Genomic DNA, 23,268 nt, shown 5'->3' on the forward strand with positions numbered 1-23,268 from the left:
GAGGCCACGCGGACGCGAGAGGTCGTGAGGGTTCCCGACAGGCGGGACGGCCGACCGCAAGCGATCCACCGGGACACCCCGCCCGAGGACGTTTCATTCGGTCGGGGCAGGTCTCCTGGCTCGCGGGTCAGCGCCGTCGGTCCTGTCTTCCCGAGGCTCTCGCCCCAGTGACGTTCGGTGGACCTTGGCTCGCCGCTTACAGTTGCGGGGGCAGCGCCGGCATCGCCCGAAGGCTCACCGGCTTCCCTCTTAGCTCCCGCATCTTGCGACTTGGGAGAACCTCGACGACTAGATATTGGGTCTGAGCGCCTGCAAGCGTCAATCCGCCGATGCGGTTATCCCCAATGTCCCCACGGAGCCCGGAGCGGACAGGCTCAGCCCGAGGCGTATGGCGCCACGCTGCGGCTGGCCTCGTCGATGACGAGCTTTCTTCCGACCGGCGGAAAGGCCCTCTGGGGGCAGCGTGGACGTTCGCACACTTTGCAGCCGGCGCCGATCGGGGTCGCGGCCCCGGGATCGGACAGGTCGAGGCCTTTCGAATAGACGAGCCGCTCCGCATGGCGGAGGTCGCAACCGAGTCCCACCGCGAAGCTCTTGCGGATGGCGCCGTACCGTCCCGCCGAACGTTCGACCGTCCGGGCGACCCAGAGGTAGGAGCGCCCGTCCGGCATCTGCGCGACCTGCGTCAGGATGCGTCCGGGCTGGGCGAACGCCTCGTAGACGTTCCAGAGCGGGCAGGCGCCGCCGACGCGCGAGAAGTGGAAGTCGGTCGCCGACTGACGCTTCGAGATGTTGCCGGCGCGATCGACGCGGATGAACACGAACGGCACGCCGCGCGCGTTCGGGCGCTGCAGGGTCGAAAGGCGATGGCAGATCGTCTCGAAGCCGACGCCGTAGCGCTCGGCGAGCGCCTCGATGTCGTAGCGCCCGGTCTCCGCGGCGTGGAGGAAGGGGCGATAGGGCATGAGCAGCGCCCCGGCGTAGTGATGCGCGAGCCCGATCCGGGCCAGCGACCGCGTCTCGGCGCTTCCCTGCGCGGCCTCGTCGGCCAGCCGGTCAATCGCCTCGCCCTGCTCGAAGTAGGCGAGCTGCGTCGCGATCTGAAACGCAATCTGGCCCGGACGCATCCGGCTCGACAGATGGAGCGCGTCGGAGCTGCGACGGAACAGCTTGGCGTCGGCTCGATCGTCGGCTTCGTCCGCCACGACGACCCGCACGCCGTGGCGGCGCTCGAGCAGATCGGTCAGCCGCCCCGCAGCGCTGGCCCCGAATGCGCCGAGCTCGCCCGCGAGGCGCTCGGCCGCCTCATCGAGCTCGCCGAAATGGTTGTGCCGGGCGTAGAAGAAGTCGCGGACCTGCTCGTAAGGGGTAAGGGGCGCGAGGCCTGCCGCTTCGGCTCCCGGCGACAGCCCCGCGGCGAGCGCCTCGGCCTGTTCGGCGGCGTGACGATAGCGCCGGTGCAACGTGACGATCGCGCGACCGACCGCCGGCATCGCGCCTGCGATCTCCCGAAGCTCGCTGGTCGACACCGTCTCGACGGCGGCAGGGTCGGCGAGCGCTTCGCGCAGGTCGGCGATGAGCCGCGCCTCGTCGTCCTCGGCGAAGAGCTGCACGTCGAGGCCGAACACGCCGTTGAGCTTCAGCAGCACCGGGACGGTGAGCGGGCGCTGGTTGTTCTCGATCTGGTTCAGGTAGCTCGGCGACAGATCGAGGGAGGCTGCGAGCGCGGCCTGCGTCATGCCGCGCTCTTCTCTGAGCCGCTTGAGCCGCACCCCCATGAACGTCTTGCGCATCGCGTCGTCCTTCGCGCCGCGCGAATTTGCAAACTTCGCAAATTCGCAAATTTCACTTCGCAAACCTTCGCTTTTTCAGTGGTTTTCTCGGGGTTTGCGTTTGTGAATATTGCGACCGTCACACGACGGCGCAAGCGCGCCTTTCGCTGAGGAAAGATCCGATGACCGCTTTCGAGAAGCTCGTTCCCAACACGCCCTCCGGCCGCTTCGACGGCGTCGAGCGTCCCTATTCGCCCGCCGATGTGGAGCGCCTGCGCGGTTCGCTGCAGGTCAGCCACACGCTCGCGATCTACGGCGCGAACCGGCTCTGGCACATGCTGAGGAACAGGCCCTACGTGCACTCGCTCGGCGCGGTCACCGGCAACCAGGCCATGCAGATGGTTCGCGGCGGCCTCGACGCGATCTATCTTTCGGGATGGCAGGTCGCCGCCGACGCGAACGTCGCGGGCGCGATGTATCCTGACCAGAGCCTTTACCCTGCGAATTCGGGCCCTGAGCTCTGCCGCAAGATCAACCGCACGCTCCAGCGCGCCGACCAGATCGAGCATGCCGAGGACAAGCGTTCGGTCGACTCGTGGTTCGCCCCGATCGTCGCCGACGCCGAGGCCGGCTTCGGCGGTCCGCTCAACGCGTTCGAGATCATGAAGGCCTATATCGAGGCGGGCGCGGCGGGCGTGCACTTCGAGGACCAGCTCGCCTCGGAGAAGAAGTGCGGCCATCTCGGCGGCAAGGTTCTGATCCCCACCCAGGCGCACATCCGCAACCTCGTGGCGGCGCGGCTCGCGGCCGACGTCATGGGCACGCCGACCCTCGTGATGGCGCGCACCGACGCTGAATCGGCCAAGCTCATCACCTCCGACATCGACGAGCGCGATGCGCTGTTCATCGAGAAAGGCGAGCGCACGCCGGAGGGCTTCTATCGCTACAAATGCGGCGTCGAGGCCTGCATCCAGCGGGGCCTCGCCTACGCGCCCTACGCGGACCTGCTGTGGTGGGAGACCTCGAAGCCGAACCTCGAGGAGGCGCGTCTCTTCGCCGAGGCGATCCACGCCAAGTTCCCGGGCAAGCTGCTCTCCTACAACTGCTCGCCCTCGTTCAACTGGGAGCGAAACCTCGACAAGGACACGATCGCGAAGTTTCAGCGCGAACTCGGCGCCATGGGCTACAAGTTCCAGTTCGTGACGCTGGCGGGCTTCCACCAGCTCAACCACGGCATGTTCGAACTCGCCCGCGGCTACGCGGCGCGCGGCATGGCGGCCTATTCGGAGCTGCAGAACGCCGAATTCGCCTCCGAGGCGAATGGCTACACGGCGACGCGCCACCAGCGCGAGGTCGGCACCGGCTACTTCGACGCCGTCTCCATGGCGATCACCGGCGGCGCATCGTCCACCACGGCCATGGATCACTCGACCGAGACCGACCAGTTCGAGGACAAGGCCAGCGTCCGGGAGGCGGCGGAATGAGCGTCGAGGCCATCGACTTCCTGGCGCCGACCGCCGTCGGCCCGACGCCGCCCGGTGAATTCCGGAAGATCCGCCCAGTCGACGAGACGGAACAGGACCGGGCGCTCCGACGTGTGGCGGACGCCGTTCACCGACTCAACCTCGCGATCATCAAGACCGTGGAGTCCGGCCTGTCCGTCGAACTGACGCGGGTGTCCCGCTATCACAACGGTTCCGGCAGCTGGGGCGACCAGATGGTTCCCATGGTCCGGGACACGCCCCGCAACGGACGCTAGATCGCCGACGACGCGGAGGCCGCCGCCCACACGGACCGGCGGCCTCCGACGCCTCGCAGCCGCACGCTTCAACCCCGCCCGCATTCGACGTGGAGAAGACGCAAAATGGTCCTCGCCATCACTGACGCCGCGCGCCCCGCGCCCAAGAAATCCGTCGCTCTGTCGGGCGTCGTCGCCGGCCGCACGGCGCTGTCGAGCGTCGGTGGCGCGGAACTGCGTTATCGCGGTTACGACGTGGTCGACCTCGCCACGTCCTGCGCGTTCGAGGAGGTCGCGCATCTCCTGATCCACGGCGACCTGCCGAATGAGGCGGAGCTTCAGGCCTACAAGGCGAAGCTCAAGGCGGCCCGTGGCCTGCCGGACGCGGTGCGCCGTTCGCTCGAGGCGCTGCCGGCCTCCGCGCATCCGATGGACGTGCTCCGGAGCGGCGTCTCGGCGCTCGGCTGCGTGCTGCCCGAGCCGCTCCGCTCCAACCCGCGCGGCGCGACCGACGTCGCCGACAAGCTCGTCGCGAGCATGGGCTCGATGCTCGCCTACTGGCGGCACTTCGCGCATGGCGGACGCCGGATCGAGGTCGAGACCGACGACGACAGCGTCGGTGGCCACTTCCTCCACATGCTGCGCCGCTCGGCTCCCTCGCGCGCCGAGGTCGCGGCGCTGCACGCCTCCTTCGTCATCTACGCCGAGCACGAGTTCAACGCCTCGACCTTCACGGCGCGCTCGATCGCCGGAACCGGAGCGGATCTCTATTCCTGTATCGGCGGCGCGATCGGCGCGCTCGGCGGCCCGAAGCACGGCGGCGCCAACGAGCAGGCCTTTGTGGAGATGTGCCGCTACCTCACTCCGGACGAGGCCGAGGACGGCGTGCGCGAGCGCATCGACCGCAAGGAGGTCGTGATGGGGTTCGGGCACCCGGTCTACGTCGCGGGCGACCCGCGCAACCAGGTCATCAAGGACGTCGCAGCGCGGCTCGTGGCGGACGGCGCCTCGTCGCGGCTGTTCGACATCGCTCAGCGCATAGAGGCCGTGATGGCCGACGCCAAGAGCATGTTCCCGAACGTCGATTGGTACAGCGCGCTCGTCTACCACATGCTCGGCGCGCCGCAGTCGATGTTCACGGCGCTGTTCGCCATGGCCCGAACCGCCGGCTGGTGCGCGCATGTGATCGAGCAGCGGTCCGACAACAAGATCATCCGGCCGGCGGCGGAGTACATCGGTCCGGAAGCGCGCGCCTTCTCACCTCTCGCAGCGCGTGGAAACGCCCCGAGAAAGGCCCGAGCGGCATGACCGGCTCCGCCTTCACCCGCCCGAGGCGCGTCCTCACCCATGCCGCAGCGCTGCGCATGCTCGCCGCGGCGGCCGAAAGGGCCGATGCGATCGGCGCGCCGCAGAACGTCTCGATCGTGGACGAGGGCGGCAACCTTCTGGGCTTCCTGCGCACCGACGGCGCGAAGCTCGTATCGCGGGAGACCTCTCTGTCGAAGGCGATAACAGCGGCCTCGCATCGGCAGCCCACGGGTCGGTTTTCTCCGGAAATGGAGCCGCGCCTCGCCAGCGCGTCAGGCGGGCGCCTGACCAACCTCGCGGGCGGCCTGCCCATCCTGATCGACGGCGAATGCGTGGGCGGGATCGGGGTCGGGTCCGGGACCCCGGACCAAGACGTCGAGGTCGCCAAGGCGGCGCTTCTCCGGCGCGTTGCTCGCCTATGCGGGCGTTCTCCTGCAGCGCCTCACCGGCAACCCGATGGCGAGCCCAGAACTGCTCGGGGTCTCGTCGGGCGCAGCTCTCGGCCTGATCGGGGTGGCGCTCTTCTTTGAGATCAACCGGCTGTCCGTGACCGCCGGAGCCGCCGGCGGCGCCCTCTTGGCGATCTCCGCCGTCCTGGCGCTTGGACGACGGTCGTCCTTCGCGCCGGACCACATGCTGCTCGCAGGCGTCATGCTGGCCGCGCTGCTCGGCTCGGCGAGTTCGGTCATCGTCGCAAGCGGCGATCCGCGCGCCGGCCTGCTGCTCACATGGCTCGCCGGATCGACCTACCGCGCGACCATGGAGGACGCTTTCGCCACCGCGCTGGCCGCCATTCTCGCGCTCGCTTCAGCGCCGCTGCTTGCCCGTCAGCTCGCCATCCTGCCGCTCGGCGCCGACGTGTCCCGGGCGGTCGGCGTCCCAATGCGCGGCGCCCGCGCCGCGCTCATGGCCGCGGCCTCGCTCGCGACGGCCGTCGCGACACTCGCCGTAGGTCCTTTGAGCTTCGTCGGCTTCATGGCCCCGCATGCGGCGAGGATCATCGGCCTCCAGACGGCCGCCGCTAACCTCGTCGGCGCAATGGCGATCGGCGCCGGGCTCATGGTTTTGGCCGACTGGCTCGGACGAATGATCGCGTTCCCATGGCAGATTCCAGCCGGGCTCGTCGGAGCGATCATTGGGGGAGTCTACCTGACTTACGTGCTCTCCAGGCCTGATCGCCGTCGAGGATGACAGTCCTGAAGCTTAGAACGATGGCGCGCGATGGACCGCACGCTGGCGCCGTGACCGCAGCATACGCTCACGCCTATGCGAACCGGCAGGACAGGTAGATTGCATGGTCCCCTCTCCGAGTCAGCGGACCGGTCGTCGGACCTTCCCGTCTCTCGCCCGCGTCAAACATCCCCGATAGGCCGCAGAACGGCTGGCCGTCTCCGCTCTCAGGACGCCATGTCGTAATCGAGCCTGCAAAACGTCGACTTGTGTTCCGGTCTCACGTCGGGATGAACGGATGCAGCTGCGGGATGATCGCCCCCACGACCTGGAGATGGCCCGACACCACGCCGCGAAGCGTGGTCATTTCGTCGGCAATTGCCTGCAGTTTGCGCGCGGGTCCCTGAACCAGCAGCACCTCAAGCGTCCGGTGATTGGTCAGGTGGACGTGGAACGACGAGATCACCTCGTCGATATGCGCGCGCTGAAGGTCGGCCAGCCGCTGCTCCACGCCCGTCGACAGGTGGTCGTAAAACAGCGTGATGGTGCCGACCATCACCTCGTCGCCGATCTCGTAGTGGTGGTCGGCGAGAGACCGCATCAGGATCTCGGCCACCGCCTGTGAGCGGCTGGCGAATCCGCGCTTCGCCGCCATGGCGTCGAGGTCCGCCACGAGCGCCTCCGGCAACGACAGGCTGACCCGCCCGACAAGCGGCCGGCGGCCCTGCGGCGCGGCCGCGGAGGCCCCGCCGGCGGCCGTCGTCGCGCGCTCCCGTTTGTTCGTCATGATCTCGTTCCCGCTGTTGGCATGCCGCATGCATGTATGATCGGTAATACGATTGTTTCATTTCGTATTACCGTCAACAGGAGATCCGCATGCGCTCTCTCATGAGGTTCATCCGCGCCGCGTCGCTGGCGGCGCTTGCGTTCGTGCCCGGGGTCGCGGCGGCCGAGCCGCTGAAGGTCGGCTACAGCGACTGGCCGGGCTGGGTCGCCTGGCAGGTCGCGATCGACAAGGGCTGGTTCAAGGAAGCGGGCGTCGACGTCCAGTTCGAGTGGTTCGACTACTCCGCCTCGATGGAGGCCTTCGGCGCGGGCAAGATCGACGCCGTGACCGTCACCAACGGCGACACGCTGGTGATGGGCGCCGGCGGGTCGAAGGGCGTGATGATCATGCTCACCGACTATTCGAACGGCAACGACATGATCGTCGGCAAGCCGGGCCTCAAGACCCTGAAAGACCTGAAGGGCAAGAAGGTCGGGCTCGAGAGCGGACTCGTCGAGCATCTGCTGATCCTCAACGGTCTCGAAAAGGCCGGCATGAAGGACACCGACGTCGAGATCGTCAACGTCAAGACCAACGACACCCCGCAGGTCTTCACCGACGCCGCCATCTCGGCCGTCGGCGCGTGGCAGCCGGTGGCGGGCCAGGCCATGAAGGCGGCGCCCGGCGCGCGGCCGCTCTACACCTCGGCCGACCAGCCGGGCCTGATCTACGACGTCGTCACGGTCTCGCCCGCGAGCCTGGCGGCGCGCAAGGAGGACTGGGCGAAGTTCGTGGCCGTCTGGGACAAGGTCGTGGCCTTCATCTCCGATCCGAAGACGCAAGGCGAGGCCGTGAAGATGATGGCGACCCGAAGCGGCGTGCCGCCCGAGGAGTATGTCCGCTTCCTGAAGGGCACCAAGCTGCTCAGCCTCGCCGACGGCGCGAAGGTGTTCAAGGACGCCGACGGCTTCGGCTCGCTCTACGGCTCGTCGCGCTACGCCGACGCCTTCAACGTGAAGTTCGGGGTCTACAAGGACGCGCAGGACGTGAAATCCTACATCGACCCCTCGATCGCCCAGGCCCACTGAGCGTCATGACGGCCGACGCGCCCATGTCGCCGAAGGTCTCCCGCCGCCGCGCCGCGGCGTCGGGAGGCTGGTTCGCGGTCGGACGGGCCCCGACGGCGCGGGCGCGGCTCGTGCTCGGGGTTCTCTCCTTCGCGCTGCCGCTCGCGCTGTGGTGCGCGGTCTCCTACGCGCCGTTTCTGTGGCATCCGCTGATCGAGATCACGGATCCCGGCGACGTCGCCTATTTTCAGACGGGCATGCGCGCTCCGAAGGCGACCTTCGCCGAGGAGATCGAGGCCGCGAAAGTCGCCGGGTCCGTACCCCCGCAGGGCGTGCCCGCGAATCCCGTCTATCTGCCCGCGCCCCATGAGGTCGCAGGCGCGCTCTGGAGCGCCGCGACGCCCGCCGCCGACACGCGCGACGAGTTCCGGTTGGGCGTCAGCCTCTGGCGCTCCATCCAGATCATCTTCTGGGCCTTCCTGATCTCCTCGCTGATCGGCGTGCCGCTCGGGGTGCTGTGCGGCGCCTACAGCACGATCGGCCGGCTGACGGAGCCCTTCATCGAGTTCTTCCGCTACCTGCCGGCGCCGGCCTTCGGGGCGCTCTGCGTCGCGGTGCTCGGCATTTACGACGCGCCCAAGATCGCGATCGTTGTGATCGGCACCTTCTTCCAGCAGGTGCTGATCATCGCCGCGACCACGCGCCGGATCGACCACGCGCTGCTCGAAGCCGCCCAGACGCTCGGCGCCCGGCGGGGCAAGCTGATCGGCTCGGTGGTGACGCCCGCGATCCTGCCGGACCTCTACAACGACCAGCGCATCCTGCTCGGCTGGGCTTGGACCTATCTGATCGTCGCGGAACTGGTCGGCGCCTCCTCGGGCATCACGTTCTTCATCACCCAGCAGGCCCGCTACCAGCACTTCGACAACGTCTACGCCGCGATCCTGGTGCTCGGCGTCGTAGGCTTCGGCAGCGATCTCGCGCTCGCCCGGCTCGGGCGCTGGCTGTTTCCGTGGCGGAGGACCACGGCATGAGCGACCTCGCCCACGACGACGCGGTCGCGGCCCGCTTCGCACGACTGAAAGCCCGCGAGCGGATCCTCGAAGTCTCCGGCCTCGTCAAAACCTTCGACGGCAAGGACGGCGAGCGCACGGTGCTCGGCGGGATCGACCTTGTGACCCATCGCAGGGAGTTCCTCTGCGTGGTCGGACCGTCCGGCTGCGGAAAGTCGACGCTGGTCCGCGCGATCGCGGGGCTCGAGACGATCCAGGGCGGCGAGATCAAGGTCGCCGGCCGGCGGGTCGAGGGGCCGGGGCCGGACCGGGCGATGGTGTTCCAGGGCTACACCCTGTTCCCGTGGCTCACCGTGCTGCGAAACGTCTCGTTCGGCCTCCGGATGGCGGGCGTCGGCAAGGTCGAGGCCGACCGGCAGGCCGGGCAATGGCTCGACCTCGTCGGGCTGGAGCCTTACGCCGGCGTCTATCCCGCGCAGCTGTCCGGCGGCATGAAGCAGCGCGTCGCGATCGCCCGCGCGCTCGCGATCCAGCCGCGCATTCTCCTGATGGACGAGCCCTTCTCCGCGCTCGACGCCAAGACCCGCGCCCGGATGCAGACCTACCTGATCGACATCTGGCGCAAGATCGACGTCACGGTGGTGTTCATCACCCACGACCTCGACGAGGCGGTGCTGCTCGCCGACCGCATCCTCGTGCTGAAGGCCAATCCGGGCGAGGTGGTCGAGCTGATGGAGGTTCCGGCGCTGCGGCCGGCCGGCGGGCGCAGCCTCGACGATCCGGCGCTGAAGGCGACGCTCACACGACTGGAACAGATGATCCACCGCCACGAGCCGTCCGACGACGACCGCGAGGCCGGCGCGCCGGTGGTGAGGCTGGCGGCGGCCGGCGACGAGGTGGACTGATGATCTGGGCGGAACGCACCTGGACCGAGCTTCCGGGCGACCTTTCGGCGGTCAACGGCGCGGCGATCCTTCCCGTCGGCGCGACCGAGCAGCACGGGCCGCATCTCGGCTGCGGCATGGATTTCGTGCTGGCGGACGCGCTCTGCCGGGCGGCTTCGGCCGCCACCGGCGCCGTCATGCTGCCGACGCTGCCCTATGGCTGCTCGCTCGGCCACAGCCGGCGCTGGCCGGGCACGATCGCGCTCGATCCCGTGCTGACCACGCAGCTGGTCGCGGCGATCGGCGACGGCGCCTACGCCTCCGGCGTCCGGCGGCTGTTCATCGTCAACGCCCATGTCACCAACGCCGCGCCGCTGCGCTCGGCGCTCGAACTGCTGCGGGCCCGCCACGACGACCTCCTGGTCGCGCTCGTCAACACCGCGACCCTGAGCGAGCGCGTCCGCGCGGCCCATTTCGCCGACGCCGACGACTGGCACGCGAACGACGCCGAGACCTCGCTGATGCTGGCGGTCGCCCCGCATCTCGCGCGGCCCGAGCGGTTCGCGGAGGCCGACGATCCGGACCGGACCGCGGGCCTCGTGTTCTCGCATCCCGTGAACCGCACCAGCCTCAACGGCGTCACCGGCCGCCCGAGCCTCGCGAGCCTTGCGAAGGGCGAGGAGCTCTTCGCCTGGATGGTCGAGGACCTCTCGGGCCTCATTCGCAGGGGCGTCGCCGAGACGCCGCCGCTTCCGCACGGCTTCGACGAGCCGGCTCAACACCAGCCTAAGTGAGTTGCGATGAAAGCCTCCGAGGACGTCAAAGCCGTGATGGACGAACTCCGCGCCAAGGGCGTGAAGTACTGCATCGGGGCCTATGTCGACATCCATGGCGCCCAGAAGGGCAAGGTGGTGCCGCTCGATCACCTGCCGCAGATGGCGGCGGGCTCGGAGCTTTACACCGGCTATGCGGTCGACGGCCTCGGCCAGGCGCCGAACGAGGACGAGTTCGCCTCGGTGCCGGACATCACGCGCTTCATCCAGCTGCCCTGGGAGCCGAAGATCGCCTGGGCGCCGGCCGACATCGCCCTCAAGGGCGCGCCCTATCCGCTGTCGACCCGCGTGCTGCTGAAGAACGTGATGGCGGAAGCCGCCAGCATGGGCTTCGGCTTCAATCTCGGCATCGAATGCGAGATCTTCCTGCTGCGCCAGCTCGCCGACGGCTCGCTCGCCATTCCCGATCCCGACGACAAGCTCGTCAAGCCTTGCTACGACGTCCGCGGCTTCCTCTCGAACTTCTCCTGGGTCGACCGGGTGGCCGAGACCATCAACGATCTCGGCTGGGACCTCTATTCGCTCGACCATGAGGACGCGAACGGCCAGTTCGAGTTCGACTTCGCCTATTCGGACGCGCTGACGACCGCCGACCGGCTGACCTTCTTCCGGCTGATGGCGAAGCAATACGCCAAGGACGAAGGCCTCATCGCCACGATGATGCCGAAGCCGTTCGCGAACCGCACCGGCAACGGCGCGCATTTCAACATGTCGCTCTCCGACATCACGACGGGCGCGAACCTGTTCGCCTGCGACCCCAAGGACGACCCGCGCGGCCTCGGCCTGTCGGAGACCGGCTACCACTTCGTCGCCGGCATCATCCGCCACGGGCGGGCGCTCTGCGCGGCCTTCGCGCCGACGGTGAACAGCTACAAGCGCCTGACGCGGCGCGGCGACATGGCGACCTTCTCCTGGGCGCCGGTGTTCAACTCCTACGGCTCCAACAACCGCACCAACTCGATCCGCATCCCCATGGGCGGCGGCCGCTGCGAAAGCCGCAACGCCGACGGCGCCGCGAACCCCTATCTCGCGGCCGCGCTCGCGCTTGCGGCCGGCCTCGAAGGCGTCCGCGAAAAGCTCGATCCGGGCGCTCCGAACGAGGACAATCTCTACGAGCTGACCGAAGCGGAGCGCGCCTCCCGCGGGATCGAGTTCCTTCCCCAGACCCTCGCAGAGGCGGTCGACGCCTTCGAGGCCGATCCGCTGGTCGAAAAGACGCTCGGCGTGTCGCTGCGCGACGAGTTCGTCACCTACAAGCGCGAGGAATGGCGCGAGTACCACGCGACGATCAGCCCTTGGGAGACCGCCCGCTACAGCCACATGTTCTGAGGGCCAAGGCGGCGTCGATCTTCACCGAAGCTCGAGGTCTTCGGCGCGGGCGTCGAGACGCGACGCATCGCTCGTCTCACGTCGCGTCGAGACGCTCCCGCCTCCTCTGCGATTTGGAGCTCGCGCCTCGGTGTCCGCCCTCATCTCTTACGGCGGCGGAACTGACGCCGCCGAGCCCTTCCAGCGCAAGCAGATCGTGATTTCACTCATTGAGGAGACCGCAGCGGACGTTTCTACGCTCGTCGGAACGCGGATGAACCGGGTCGGCGAACGGACGATCTTCCGCGTGCCGGCAATGTCGATCGAGACGGGCCGGAACACTGGCCGCGACCGCCGCGGGTCGATCATGGTCTGAGCGTTCGGCGCCGCCATCACGACCGTCAACCTTTCGCACTGTCTGGACGGAGCCGACCGCTGGCTGGGATTTCGCGCGAAGCAGTTGCGGCCGCGGGCCGGTTCCGGCTATCCATCCGGCTCGCGTCGCAGCATGCGATGGGGCGTCGCCAAGCGGTAAGGCAGGGGATTTTGATTCCCCCATGCGGAGGTTCGAATCCTCCCGCCCCAGCCACCTAACCCCAAAAGCGCCTTGGGGTTTGTGGTCGCGACACGTTGGGCAAGCCGGAACAGGCGGCGCACATGCGACCCCCAATGGCCGGCGCAGTCCGAGCCGCCGTGTTCGCCGCGCGTTCCCTCCCCGCGAGTAGGCCGTGATGGCGCGTTGCGCCGAAAAGACGGCCGTCTCGATCCGTAAGACGATCAAGGAAAACCGTGGCGCGCTCCGAGCGTGCGGCCCGCGCGGAAGCGGCGCGCGGCCTCACGCGTCCGGCGTTCGTCCGGCGTCCGTCTCGACCGGCAGCCAGACCGCGAAGACCGAGCCACGTCCGACCTCGCTCTCCACCGTGATGGCGCCGCCGTAGCGGGCCACCAGCGTGTAGCTGATGGAGAGGCCGAGCCCGGTGCCGCCGTGCCGCCCCGCGGTGAAGAACGGGTCGAAGATGCGGTCGAGCTTCTCCGGGCCGATGCCGACGCCGGTGTCGGCGACGCGGATCGCGACGCCCGGCGCCCCGGCGCGGTCCTCGTCGCGCGTGGAGATGGTCAGGGCGCCGCCGTCCGGCATGGCGTGGATGGCGTTGACCATCAGATTGATCAGCACCTGCTGAAGCTCGGTGCGGCTGACCTCGACCACGCGCTGGGCGGCGTCCTCCGTGCGGACCGCGATGTCGGCGCGCTCCAGCAGATGGCGCACGAGCACGAGGCAGTCCGTCACCACGGCGCCCGGCGCCACCGTCTCCACATAGCCGGCGTATTCGTCCGGCCGCGCGAACTGCAGCAGGCGGGTGACGATCATGTTCACCCGTTGGACCTGCTGGTCGATCAGGTCGAACTCGGTCGAAACCTCCCGGGCGGCGGAGCCGAGCACGTCGCGGGCGACCTCCAGATTGCCCTGGATCACCGCGATCGGGTTGTTGATCTCGTGGGCGACGCCGGCGGTGATCTCGCCGATGGAGGCGAGCTTTTCGGACATCACCAGCTGGCGCCGCGTCTCCTCGAGCTGGCGGGTGCGCTCCGCGACGCGGGCGTCGAGCTCCGCGCCCCAGGCCCGCAGCTCCGCGTCCCGCGCCTGGAGGCCGTCGAGCAGATCGTTGAACCGGTGCGCCACGAGGCCGATCTCGTCGTCGCAGGGCACCGCGCCGGTGCGGGCGCCGAGGTCCCCGGCGTCCACGGCCGCGATCGTCTCGCTCATGCGCTCCAGCGGCCGGAAGATCGCCCGGGCGAGGCCGAGCAGGAACGGCACGGTGACCGCGACCGCGAGCGCGAAGGCCGCGACCACGGCGCCGATCATGGTCCAGCGCGCCTCGCGGAACGGCTGTTCAGGAAAGCCCACATAGAGCATGCCGACCCGCTGTCCCTCGCCGTCCACGATCGGCTCGTAGGCGGAGATGTAGCGGTCGCTGACCACGAAGGCGCTGTCGAGCCAGGTGCGCCCCTGCCCCAGCACCGCGTCCCGCACCTCGCGCGACACCCGCGTGCCGAGCGCGCGCCGGTCGCCGAACAGGCGGACGTTGGTCGCGATCCGCACGTCGCCCAGGAACAGCGTCACGGTGCCCTGCCCGCCGGCGGGCAGGCTCGAACGGGCGTAGATCAGGTCATTGATCGTGTCCACGAAGCCGAGATTGCCGTTGAGCAGCGTTCCGCCCACGAGCGCGGCCGGCCGGCCGTCGGGTCCCGTCGCCGGGGTCGCGGAGTGGATCACCAGCCCGCGCGGCTCCACGGCCCGGTCGGTGTCGGCCGCGTTCGGGGTCGGCACCAGATAAGTCCGCGCGCGATCGGCCATGCCGGGCGCGAGCCACGCCATCTCGTCGGGCTCGAACAGATCGAGCGCGCTCTCCGCGCGGCCCGCGAGCGCCGCCTCCACCACCTTGCGCTCCGGCGCGGAGGCGTCGCCGTTCTCCACGAGGCGCAGGAAGTCGAGTCCGAGCGCCATGCGCCGGCTCTCCAGCAGGCTCTCGATCCGGCCGTCCCGCGCGGCCTCCGCGAAGGCCGCGGACTGGGCGAGCGCGGACAGCTGCTCCGCGCCCTTCTCCTTCAGGCGGCTGAGATACTGCCGCGCGACGATCAGCTCGTCATTCGCTTTGGAGACCAGCAGCGCGTCGAACTGGGCGAGCCACCAGAACAGCGCGAAGCCGAGCACCACCGGCAGCACCACCACCATGGGCAGCAGCGCGATGGCGAGCAGCCGGGAGCGGACCGAACGCAGCCGCCAGCCCGAGGGCGGACGCTCAGGCATTCCACTCGGCGCATTTGCGGTCGAGCGTCTTGCGGGAGACGCCGAGCCGCCGGGCGGCCTCGGCGCGGTTGCCGCCGGCCGTCTCCAGAACCCGCAGCATGTGGCGCTTCTCCACCTCCGCGAGGTCCTCCGTCTCGTCCTGCGGCGCGCCCTCGTCCTCGCCCACGTCGAACGCGCCGAGGATCAGGCCGCGCTCCACCCGGTTGCGCAGCTCACGCGCGTTGCCGGGCCAGGGATAGGCCTCGAAGCGCCGCAGGGTGTCGCGGTCGAACGGCAGCGGCGGCAGGCCGAGCTGGGCGGAGATCTGCTCCATGAACATCCGCGCCAGCGGCTCGATGTCCTCGGGCCGCTCGCGCAGCGGCGGCAGGTGGATGCGGAACACGTCGAGCCGGTAATAGAGGTCCGCACGGAACCGGCCCGCCTCCACCGCTTCCGTGAGATCGGCGTTGGTGGCGGCGATGAGCCGGACGTCGATCGGCACCTCGCGGTCGGAGCCCACGGGCCGGACCTTGCGGTCCTCGATCACCCGCAGCAGCTTCGCCTGCAGGGACAGCGGCAGCTCGGCCAGTTCGTCGAGGAACAGCGTGCCGCCCTGCGCATAGAAGAACAGCCCCTCGCGCGAGGACGCGGCGCCGGTGAAGGCGCCCTTCACATGGCCGAACAGCTCGCTCTCGATGATCTCGGCCGCGATCGCCGCGCAGTTCACCGGCACGAACGGCTTGGCGGCGTAGGGCGACTGCTCGTGCAGCGCCCGGGCGGTGATCTCCTTGGCGGTGCCGGATTCGCCGGTGATCAGCACCGTGGTCGGGGTCGCGGCCGCGCGCGTCACCATCTCGCGGATGCGCGCCATCTGGGGCGAGGTCCCGACCAGCCGCCCCGGCGCCTCGGGCTTCGCCTGCGCGCCGAGCTGGCGGCGCAGCACGAAGTTCTCCCGGCGCAGCGCCGCCCGGTCGAGGCAGCGCGCGATGGCGTTGAGGATCTGCTTGGTGCGGAACGGCTTCAGCACGAAGTCGGCCGCGCCCGCCCGGAGCGCCTCGATCGCGGTCTCGAGATCCGCGAAGGCCGTGATCAGGATCACCTCGGTGAAGAAGCCGTCGCGGCGCAGGTCGCTCAGCCATTCGAGGCCGGTGCGCCCGGCCATGATGTTGTCGAGGATGATGAGATCGAAATGGCTGGCGTCGATCAGCCGGCCGGCGGAGGCCGTGTCGCCCACCGCCTCCACCCGCGCGCAGCGGGGCGCGAGCGTGCGGGTGAGGAAGTTGCGCATGCCCGGCTCGTCGTCGACCACGAGGATGTGGGCGCGCGCGAGCCAGGGATCGGCCGGGATGTCGGCCGGCGCATCCGTCGTGTCGGCCGCAGCGCTGTCGTGGCTCATGGAACCGCCGTCTGGGGCGCAAAGGACCTTCGCGCTCACACCTGCTTAGAGCATCGCCGGGCGCGACGCGAAAGACCCGCCGGCGGTCGGCCGGCGGGTCTCGAACGCGCGCGCGTCGCTCAATGCAGCAGGATGACCGCCTTCTGCAGCGTGATGAACACGCCGACGGCGAGCGGGACGCCGACCGCCGCCCAGGCGAGGCCGACGAGAACCGGCGAGGCGGCGGCGGGCGCGGTCGGCGTGTCGCCGAGCGAGACCGGGGACGCGGCCGTCGCGACCTTGGCGGACGTGTCCTCGGGCATGTGGTGGCGGGCGGCGACCGGACGGACCGCGAGGTTGCAGACCATGCCGAGCACCAGCAGGCCGGCGAGGATGTACATGGTCTGGTTGTAGGCCTCGGCGGCGGGCAGGCCGGCGGCGAGCTGGTGCTCGCGCAGGTAGTTCACCAGCACCGGCCCGAGGATGCCGGCCGTCGCCCAGGCGGTCAGCAGGCGGCCGTGGATCGCGCCCACGTAGCGCGTGCCGAAGATGTCGGCGAGATAGGCCGGCACGGTCGCGAAGCCGCCGCCGTACATGGAGATCGCGACGCCCATGGCGAGCACGAAGAACAGCGTGGTGCCGAGCCCCGCCAGCGTCGGCGCGGCCACATAGAGCGCGAAGCCGACCGTGAAGAAGATCGCGAAGGTGAGCTTGCGGCCGAGCTTGTCCGACGAGGTGGCCCAGGCGAAGCGGCCGCCGATGTTGCACAGGCTGAGCAGGCCGGTGAAGCCGGCGGCGATGGCGGCGATCTGCGCCTTCTGGACCGCGGTGAGGTCGCCGAAAGCGACGTCTAGTCCGATCAGCTTGCCGCCGAACACCTCCTGCAGCATGGGCGAGGCCATGCCGATGACGCCGATGCCGGCCGAGACGTTGAGGCAGAGCGCGGCCCAGATCAGCCAGAACTGCGGCGTGCGGGTCGCGACGTCGAGATGCACGTTGGCGGACGACACCATGGCGCTCTTGGAGGCCGCGGGCGGCGTCCAGCCGGCGGGCTTCCAGCCGTCGCGCGGCACGCGGTAGCCGAGCGCGCCGGCCACCATGAACACGGCGTAGATCACGGCCATCGCGACGAAGGTCTGCCACACGCCGACGGAGGTTTCGGTCGCGAACTGGCGCATCAGCCAGTCGGCGAGCGGAGCGCCGATCATCGCGCCGCCGCCGAAGCCCATGATCGCCATGCCCGTCGCCATGCCGCGACGGTCGGGGAACCACTTGATCAGGGTCGAGACCGGCGAGATGTAGCCGAGGCCGAGCCCGATGCCGCCGATGACGCCGGAGCCGAGCCACAGCAGCCAGAGCTGGTGGGTGTAGACGCCGACCGCCGAGATCAGCAGGCCGCCGCACCAGCAGGCGGCGGAGACGAGCCCCGCCTTGCGCGGCCCGGCGCGCTCCAGCCAGCCGCCCCAGATGGCGGCGGAGCAGCCGAGCAGGACGAAGAACAGCGTGTACATCCAGCCGAGCTGGCTGATCTTCCAGTCGCAGCCGGTGGCGACCAGCGAGGCGAAGAAGCCCATGTCCGCCGGACAGGCGATCGGCTGCGTGACGCCGACCGCGCGCGACAGCGGCAGCCAGAACACGCTGAAGCCATAGGCCATGCCGATGCAGAGATGGATGGCGAGGGCTGCCGGCGGCACCAGCCAGCGGTTGAAGCTCGGCGCGGCGACGGTGCGCTCGCGGCTGAAGAAACTGGCGTCGGCGATGGTAGCGGACATGGGCCCTCCTCGTGATCCTCGGTCGCACGGTCTCCGCCGCGCCTCTCCCGCTGATCAGCAAGGTCCGGGCCATTCCGAATTCATGAGCGTTTTCAAGGCGCAGGCTGTTCAGGTCGTGCAGAGACATGGACAAAATGTCCAAACAGCCTGTGACGCGCCGTCGCACCGTGGACAAATTGTCCGACGCAGTCTGAGCCTAACGTGGGACGCAAGGCGGGCGTGCGAGCACGAACGACCGCGCGCGCCGCGACGGGCCAAGGAGCGCGCGCCTGCGCGCTCGCGCCTACCGCCTCATATGACGTTGGCGATGCGTTTCGTTTGCAATGGACCAAAGCTTGAGCGGCTGTCCGACGTCGCGCAGCCAGCCTGGCCGTCGTCGACCGCTCACGCCACGTCGTCACGCCCCATTTGCAGGCGGGCCTCCTGAAGCCGTGGATGGTCGGGCGCCAGCGTCGCCGCCAGCCGGAAGGCCCTCTTGGCGTAGCGGTGATCCAGCGTTCCGCCGTGGGCGAGAATGAGGTTGATCCAGGGGCCGGCGTCGCCCTGCGGCAGGCCGAAGGCGATCTTCATGAAGCGATGGGCCTCGTCCGGCCGGCCCGCGGCCAGCGCCACGTCCGCCACCGCCACCGCGGTCTGGACCTTCCGGTTGTAGCGATAGCCCGCGATCGCAACGGTCAGGGCCTCGTTATGCTCGCCCGCCCGGCCGAGCTGCCTGGCCAGCAGCGCATGCGCCTCGTAGGACGTGGGGTTCAGCTCCAGCAGCCGACGGGCCATCCGCAGCGCGGTCTTGCGGTCGCCCTTGGCCTCCAGCGTGTTGAAATAGGGCTTCACCACCGGCCGCAGCGCCGATTTCAGCTCCATGGGCACGCCGGTCTTCAGCCGTTTCACGAACATGTCGCTGGCGCGCTTGCGGACCGTGCGGTGCATCGCCCCCTTGGCGCCGCGCCGCTCCAAGCGGTGCAGCAGTCCCGACAGACAGACGAAGCTCGACCGTCGCTTGCTACGGATGTCGGCGTTGAGCGCCGCCACGTCGCCGCCGCCCGTGAGATAGGCCAGCGCGAAGCCGGACAGCAGGCCCATCTCCACCAGCGCCGGCCCAACGGGATGCAGGCTGAACGGCACGCGCAGCGCCTCGAACGGCGTCACCGCGCCAATCGCTTCCGCATGGCGGCGGTCGAAGCCGTCATAGGGATCGTAGGCCACGGTGATCCGGGCGTCGTGCGCGGCCTCGTCCTCGTAGCGGTAGAGCTCGTCGAGCGTCGGCCAGCGCGGGCGCCACAGCGCGCCGCGGCCGTTGACGGCGAACTGCGGCGACAGCGCAAGGACCTGGGTGGCCTCGACCCGGCGGGCGAACAGCAGCGCCCCGTGGCCGCCCATGCTGGAGCCGTAGGTGGTGACGTGGCGGTGACGCGCGCGCAGACCGAGCGCGCGGATCGCCTCCAGCGCCGGCTCCATCTCCGGCGTCTGCCACCAGTGATTGCGCTGGGAGATCACATGGACCGCGGAGAGGCCGCGACCGGCGAGGAAGGCCTCGGCGTAGCCCCCTGCGCGGTGACTGCGGTCGGAGAACGGCGTGAAGGTGACGGCGACATCGGCGGAGCCCGGCAGCAGCCGCTCCACCACCACCACGTCCCTGCCGCGATACAGCTCCCGACGCTCGTCCGCGCTCACGTGGTTCCGGCCCTCCGCCATGCTGCTGCGGCGCAGTCTATAAACCGATCCGTCCTGCCGCCAGCGTCTCGTCCCGCGTTCACGGCCCGACCGTCGGTGGATCGCGCCCTAGCGCGCCATGGTTGTGCCCCTTGGGTGACAGCGGGACGCGGATCGCGCGCGAGGCGCGAAACGGTACGTAGTTTCCCGCATGCGGCGCGCGGCGGCGGGCGGTACCCGGCTCCTGTTCATCGCCTTGTGGAGGCTGTCATGCGATTCGCTCCTCTCGCCTCGGTCGCGCTGCTCAGCGCCGGCCTCGCCGCCTGCGTGTCCCACCCGCCGATCGTGGAGAAGACCGCCCGGGTCCAGCATCTGGAGATCACGGCGCCGGCGACCGCGAACGCCTCGACCTCCTTCACGGACGCGCTGCGGGTGAAGACGCTGCGGGAATCCACCCGCTACGGGTCGGCGGCCGGCGCGGGCAAACGGCTGCACGTGGTGGTGACGGATCTGCACTACAAGAACCCGGCGCTGGCGCTGCTGGTCGGCGACGCCAATCGCGCCAACGCCAAGGTGACGGTGGTGGACGTGGCGACCGGGCGCAGCCAAGGCGAGTTCGACACGGTCGCCATCGACCAGGCCGCGATCAACGGCGTGGCAGGCGCGGTGATCGCCGTGGCCCAGGACCGGCAGGCCGCGGACCTGCGCCTCGCCGAGGGGCTGTCGCTCGCCGTGATGGAGCGCGTCTACGGCTCGGAGGAGTTCAAGGCGGCGCGGGCGCGCCCGCTCGCTCCGATCGAGGTTCCGGCCGCCCACCCTGCGGCGCAGCCCGCGCCGGCGTCGTCCGCGCCCAAGGGAACGCCCCGCCGGGCCGAGCCCAAGGTCTCGCTGCTGGCGGAGTGACGCGGCGCTCCGGGGGCGTTGAACCGCCTCGCCCCCGGACGTTCGTCGACATTGCGGCGCCGCAACGGGCGCGCTACGCCTCGCCTTGCGTTTGCGAAGGGACGGAGCCGCCTCGACCATGAAGCACATTCTCGACGAGCTCGAAACGCGCCGGGCCACCGCGCGCGCCGGCGGCGGGCAGAAGCGCATCGACGCCCAGCACGCCCGCGGCAAGCTGACCGCGCGCGAGCGGCTGGAGGTGTTCCTCGATCCCGGCTCGTTCGAAGAATACGACATGTTCGTCGAGCACCGCTCGAACGACTTCGGCATGGAGAAGCAGAAGATCCCCGGCGACGGCGTGGTCACCGGCTGGGGCACGGTGAACGGCCGCAAGGTGTTCGTGTTCGCCAAGGACTTCACGGTGTTCGGCGGCTCGCTCAGCGAGACACACGCCCAGAAGATCATCAAGATCCAGGACATGGCGATCCGCAACCGGGCGCCGATCATCGGCCTGTTCGACGCCGGCGGCGCGCGCATCCAGGAGGGCGTCGCGGCGCTCGGCGGCTACGGCGAGGTGTTCCAGCGCAACGTGCTGGCCTCGGGCGTGATCCCGCAGATCTCGGTCATCATGGGCCCCTGCGCCGGCGGCGACGTCTACTCGCCGGCCATGACCGACTTCATCTTCATGGTGCGCGACCGCTCCTACATGTTCGTCACCGGCCCGGACGTGGTGAAGACCGTCACCAACGAGACGGTGACCGCCGAGGAGCTCGGCGGCGCCAAGGTCCACACCTCCAAGTCGTCCATCGCCGACGGCGCATATGACAACGACGTGGACGCGCTGATCGAGATGCGCCGTCTGCTGGACTTCCTGCCCGGCAACAACAAGGAGGGCGCGCCCGAGTGGCCGTCCTTCGACGACCCCGAGCGCTACGACGAGTCGCTCGACACGCTGATCCCGGACAATCCGAACAAGCCCTACGACATCAAGGAGCTGATCCTGAAGACGGTCGACGAGGGCGACTTCTTCGAGATCCAGCCGGACTTCGCCAGGAACATCGTCACCGGCTTCGGCCGCATGGACGGGCGCACCGTGGGCTTCGTGGCGAACCAGCCGATGGTGCTCGCCGGAGTGCTGGACTCGGACGCCTCCCGCAAGGCGGCGCGCTTCGTGCGCTTCTGCGACTGCTTCGAGATCCCGATCGTCACCTATGTGGACGTGCCCGGCTTCCTGCCCGGAACGGCGCAGGAGTATGGCGGCCTGATCAAGCACGGCGCCAAGCTGCTGTTCGCCTATGCGGAAGCGACCGTGCCTAAGGTCACCGTCATCACCCGCAAGGCCTTTGGCGGCGCCTATGACGTCATGGCGTCCAAGCATCTGCGCGGCGACGTGAACTACGCCTGGCCGACCGCCCAGATCGCCGTCATGGGCGCCAAGGGCGCGGTGGAGATCATCTTCCGCGGCGCGGACGCCGAAGGCATCGCCGCGAAGACCAAAGAGTATGAGGACCATTTCCTCACGCCCTTCGTGGCGGCGGAGCGGGGCTACATCGACGAGGTCATCAAGCCGCGCTCCACGCGCCGCCGGGTGGCGCGCGCGCTCGCCATGCTGCGCAACAAGCGGCTCGAAAACCCCTGGAAGAAGCACGACAACATTCCGCTCTGACATCCCGGCGGGGCGCTTTTCGCGCGCGGACGGACACGTCCGGGCTGCTAGTCTGCCCGGATGGCGACGGGGCGGAATCGATTGGGTGAGGACCTGACGGCGGCGGGCCACGGCTTCGCCGCCGTGCGCGTTTCCGGCGGCCGGGGCGGAGCGCCATGCGCGTCCTGATCGCGGCGGTCGGCACCATCGGCGACGTGCTGCCCTTCGTCGCGCTCGGCCTCGCGCTCGAACGGCGGGGACACGAGGCCACGCTGCTCGCCCCCGCCCCGTTCGAAGCCCTCATCCGACGCGCAGGCCTCGCCTTCGAGCCGCTGCTGTCGGAGGCGGATTACACGGCGAGCTTCGGCGATCCCGCCACGTGGCGGCCGCTGCTCGGCGCGCGGCGCCTGTTCGCGGCGCTGCCGCTGACGCTCGATCCGGTCTTCCGCGCGGCCGAGCGCTTGAGCACGGATGGCGCGCGGCCTGTGATCGTGGCCTCCACGCTCGCCATCGGCGGGCGGCTCGCCTTCGAGGCGCTGGGCGGCCATCTGGTCACGGCGCATCTGTCGCCGAGCGCGCTGCAAAGCCGGCACGACGCGCCGCGCCTGCCCGGCCTCCCGCTGCCGAAACGTCTTCCGCCGGGGCTGAAATGGTGGCTTCAGCTCGGCGCGGACGAGCACATGATCGACCCCGTGGCGCTGCCGCGGCTGAACGCGGTGCGGGAGCGCCTCGGCCTCGGCCGCGTCAACCGGCTGCGCCACTGGTGGAATTCGCCGCAGGCGGTGGCCGCGCTGTTCCCGGACTGGTTCCAGGCGCCGCAGCCAGACTGGCCCGCGCGCACGGTTCAGCTCAGCTTTCCGCGCGTCGGCCATTTTGGCTCGGACGCGGACGCGCCCGACGCCGCGTTGGAGGCCTTTCTCGACGGAGGCGAGCCGCCGGTGGTGGTGACCTTCGGCTCCACCCGGCGGCGCACGGAGGCGCTCTATCAGGCGGCGATGATCGCCTGCGCCAAGGCCGGCCGGCGCTGCCTCGCGCTGTCGCGCACGGCGCTCGACATTCCAGAGCCGGCCGCCGGGTCCACCTTCGTCGCGCCATACGCGCCGCTGGAGCGGGTGCTGCCCAAGGCGCGGGCCGTGATCCACCACGGCGGCGTCGGCACCACGGCGCAGGCCTTCGCCGTCGGCCTGCCCCAGATCGTCGCCCCGCTCGCCTTCGACCAGTTCGACCACGCCGCCCGGGTCGCGGCGCTCGGCTGCGGCCTCTGGTTCCGGCCCGGGCCGCTGGAGCGGGCGCGGCT

General features: G+C 69.7%; 20 protein-coding genes, 1 tRNA gene and 1 riboswitch. Of the genes, 15 read left to right on the forward strand and 6 right to left on the reverse strand.

Annotated features, from left to right (window positions below):
- Positions 1-88 precede the first annotated feature (88 nt).
- A riboswitch (cobalamin riboswitch) is annotated at positions 89-299 on the reverse strand.
- A 75-nt stretch (positions 300-374) separates the two neighbouring features.
- Positions 375-1,793: a short-chain fatty acyl-CoA regulator family protein gene (locus ACFQ4O_RS02650; RefSeq protein WP_378774091.1), complete on the reverse strand. Its 1,419-nt coding sequence runs from the start codon at positions 1,791-1,793 to the stop codon at positions 375-377.
- 161 nt (positions 1,794-1,954) lie between these two features.
- On the opposite strand from ACFQ4O_RS02650, the gene aceA reads away from it, so the two are divergent.
- The 5 genes from aceA to ACFQ4O_RS02675 all read left to right on the forward strand — a co-directional run bounded on the left by aceA (position 1,955) and on the right by ACFQ4O_RS02675 (position 6,009).
- Positions 1,955-3,256, forward strand: coding sequence for an isocitrate lyase (gene aceA, locus ACFQ4O_RS02655; protein WP_378774092.1), 1,302 nt, complete (start codon positions 1,955-1,957; stop codon positions 3,254-3,256).
- Positions 3,253-3,531: a hypothetical protein gene (locus ACFQ4O_RS02660; protein ID WP_378774093.1), complete on the forward strand. Its 279-nt coding sequence runs from the start codon at positions 3,253-3,255 to the stop codon at positions 3,529-3,531. The genes aceA and ACFQ4O_RS02660 overlap by 4 nt, the downstream gene beginning before the upstream one ends.
- Before the next feature lie 105 nt (positions 3,532-3,636).
- Positions 3,637-4,818 carry a bifunctional 2-methylcitrate synthase/citrate synthase gene (gene prpC / locus ACFQ4O_RS02665; protein WP_378774094.1) on the forward strand — a complete coding sequence of 394 codons (1,182 nt, stop codon included), beginning with the start codon at positions 3,637-3,639 and terminating at the stop codon, positions 4,816-4,818.
- A complete protein-coding gene (locus ACFQ4O_RS02670) occupies positions 4,815-5,348 on the forward strand; it encodes a GlcG/HbpS family heme-binding protein (protein ID WP_378774095.1) in 534 nt (177 codons plus the stop codon). The genes prpC and ACFQ4O_RS02670 overlap by 4 nt, the downstream gene beginning before the upstream one ends.
- On the forward strand, positions 5,275-6,009 hold the full coding sequence (locus tag ACFQ4O_RS02675; protein WP_378774097.1) for an iron chelate uptake ABC transporter family permease subunit: 735 nt from the start codon (positions 5,275-5,277) through the stop codon (positions 6,007-6,009). The genes ACFQ4O_RS02670 and ACFQ4O_RS02675 overlap by 74 nt, the downstream gene beginning before the upstream one ends.
- 259 nt (positions 6,010-6,268) lie before the next feature.
- Here the strand turns inward: ACFQ4O_RS02675 and nikR are convergent, their stop codons facing one another.
- Positions 6,269-6,805 carry a nickel-responsive transcriptional regulator NikR gene (gene nikR, locus ACFQ4O_RS02680; protein WP_378774098.1) on the reverse strand — a complete coding sequence of 179 codons (537 nt, stop codon included), beginning with the start codon at positions 6,803-6,805 and terminating at the stop codon, positions 6,269-6,271.
- A gap of 59 nt (positions 6,806-6,864) precedes the next feature.
- On the opposite strand from nikR, the gene ACFQ4O_RS02685 reads away from it, so the two are divergent.
- The 7 genes from ACFQ4O_RS02685 (at position 6,865) to ACFQ4O_RS02715 (ending at position 12,448) form a co-directional block, all read left to right on the forward strand.
- Positions 6,865-7,842, forward strand: coding sequence for an ABC transporter substrate-binding protein (locus ACFQ4O_RS02685; RefSeq protein WP_378774099.1), 978 nt, complete (start codon positions 6,865-6,867; stop codon positions 7,840-7,842).
- Between the two features lie 5 nt (positions 7,843-7,847).
- Positions 7,848-8,855, forward strand: coding sequence for an ABC transporter permease (locus ACFQ4O_RS02690; RefSeq protein ID WP_378774100.1), 1,008 nt, complete (start codon positions 7,848-7,850; stop codon positions 8,853-8,855).
- On the forward strand, positions 8,852-9,739 hold the full coding sequence (locus ACFQ4O_RS02695) for an ABC transporter ATP-binding protein (RefSeq protein ID WP_378774101.1): 888 nt from the start codon (positions 8,852-8,854) through the stop codon (positions 9,737-9,739). The genes ACFQ4O_RS02690 and ACFQ4O_RS02695 overlap by 4 nt, the downstream gene beginning before the upstream one ends.
- A complete protein-coding gene (locus tag ACFQ4O_RS02700; RefSeq protein WP_378774102.1) occupies positions 9,739-10,512 on the forward strand; it encodes a creatininase family protein in 774 nt (257 codons plus the stop codon). The genes ACFQ4O_RS02695 and ACFQ4O_RS02700 overlap by 1 nt, the downstream gene beginning before the upstream one ends.
- Before the next feature lie 36 nt (positions 10,513-10,548).
- Positions 10,549-11,880, forward strand: coding sequence for a type III glutamate--ammonia ligase (gene glnT, locus ACFQ4O_RS02705; protein WP_378774112.1), 1,332 nt, complete (start codon positions 10,549-10,551; stop codon positions 11,878-11,880).
- Positions 11,881-12,010: 130 nt separating this feature from the next.
- Positions 12,011-12,235 carry a hypothetical protein gene (locus ACFQ4O_RS02710; protein WP_378774103.1) on the forward strand — a complete coding sequence of 75 codons (225 nt, stop codon included), beginning with the start codon at positions 12,011-12,013 and terminating at the stop codon, positions 12,233-12,235.
- A gap of 138 nt (positions 12,236-12,373) precedes the next feature.
- Positions 12,374-12,448: transfer RNA gene (locus ACFQ4O_RS02715), tRNA-Gln, on the forward strand.
- Between the two features lie 246 nt (positions 12,449-12,694).
- On the opposite strand, the gene ACFQ4O_RS02720 is transcribed toward ACFQ4O_RS02715, so the two are convergent.
- The 4 genes from ACFQ4O_RS02720 to ACFQ4O_RS02735 all read right to left on the reverse strand — a co-directional run bounded on the left by ACFQ4O_RS02720 (position 12,695) and on the right by ACFQ4O_RS02735 (position 19,465).
- Complete coding sequence (locus ACFQ4O_RS02720) at positions 12,695-14,668, reverse strand: sensor histidine kinase (protein WP_378774104.1); 1,974 nt, start codon at positions 14,666-14,668, stop codon at positions 12,695-12,697.
- Positions 14,661-16,043, reverse strand: a complete 1,383-nt coding sequence (locus ACFQ4O_RS02725; protein WP_378774105.1) for a sigma-54-dependent transcriptional regulator — start codon at positions 16,041-16,043, stop codon at positions 14,661-14,663. The genes ACFQ4O_RS02720 and ACFQ4O_RS02725 overlap by 8 nt, the downstream gene beginning before the upstream one ends.
- A 119-nt stretch (positions 16,044-16,162) precedes the next feature.
- Positions 16,163-17,794 carry an OFA family MFS transporter gene (locus ACFQ4O_RS02730; protein WP_378774106.1) on the reverse strand — a complete coding sequence of 544 codons (1,632 nt, stop codon included), beginning with the start codon at positions 17,792-17,794 and terminating at the stop codon, positions 16,163-16,165.
- A 384-nt stretch (positions 17,795-18,178) separates the two neighbouring features.
- Entirely contained in the window at positions 18,179-19,465 is a 1,287-nt protein-coding gene (locus ACFQ4O_RS02735) for a hypothetical protein (RefSeq protein ID WP_378774107.1), read from the reverse strand.
- Positions 19,466-19,714: 249 nt separating this feature from the next.
- On the opposite strand from ACFQ4O_RS02735, the gene ACFQ4O_RS02740 reads away from it, so the two are divergent.
- The 3 genes from ACFQ4O_RS02740 to ACFQ4O_RS02750 form a co-directional block, all read left to right on the forward strand.
- The gene (locus ACFQ4O_RS02740; RefSeq protein ID WP_378774108.1) at positions 19,715-20,347 is read left to right on the forward strand and encodes a hypothetical protein; all 633 of its coding nucleotides are present in this window, start codon (positions 19,715-19,717) and stop codon (positions 20,345-20,347) included.
- Positions 20,348-20,465: 118 nt separating this feature from the next.
- Positions 20,466-21,992, forward strand: a complete 1,527-nt coding sequence (locus tag ACFQ4O_RS02745) for an acyl-CoA carboxylase subunit beta (RefSeq protein ID WP_378774109.1) — start codon at positions 20,466-20,468, stop codon at positions 21,990-21,992.
- Between the two features lie 155 nt (positions 21,993-22,147).
- The coding region (locus tag ACFQ4O_RS02750) for a glycosyltransferase (protein WP_378774110.1) at positions 22,148-23,268 on the forward strand (1,121 nt) is incomplete at its 3' end.

The sequence above is a fragment of the Methylopila musalis genome, from assembly GCF_042679725.1.
Lineage (GTDB): Bacteria > Pseudomonadota > Alphaproteobacteria > Rhizobiales > Methylopilaceae > Methylopila > Methylopila musalis.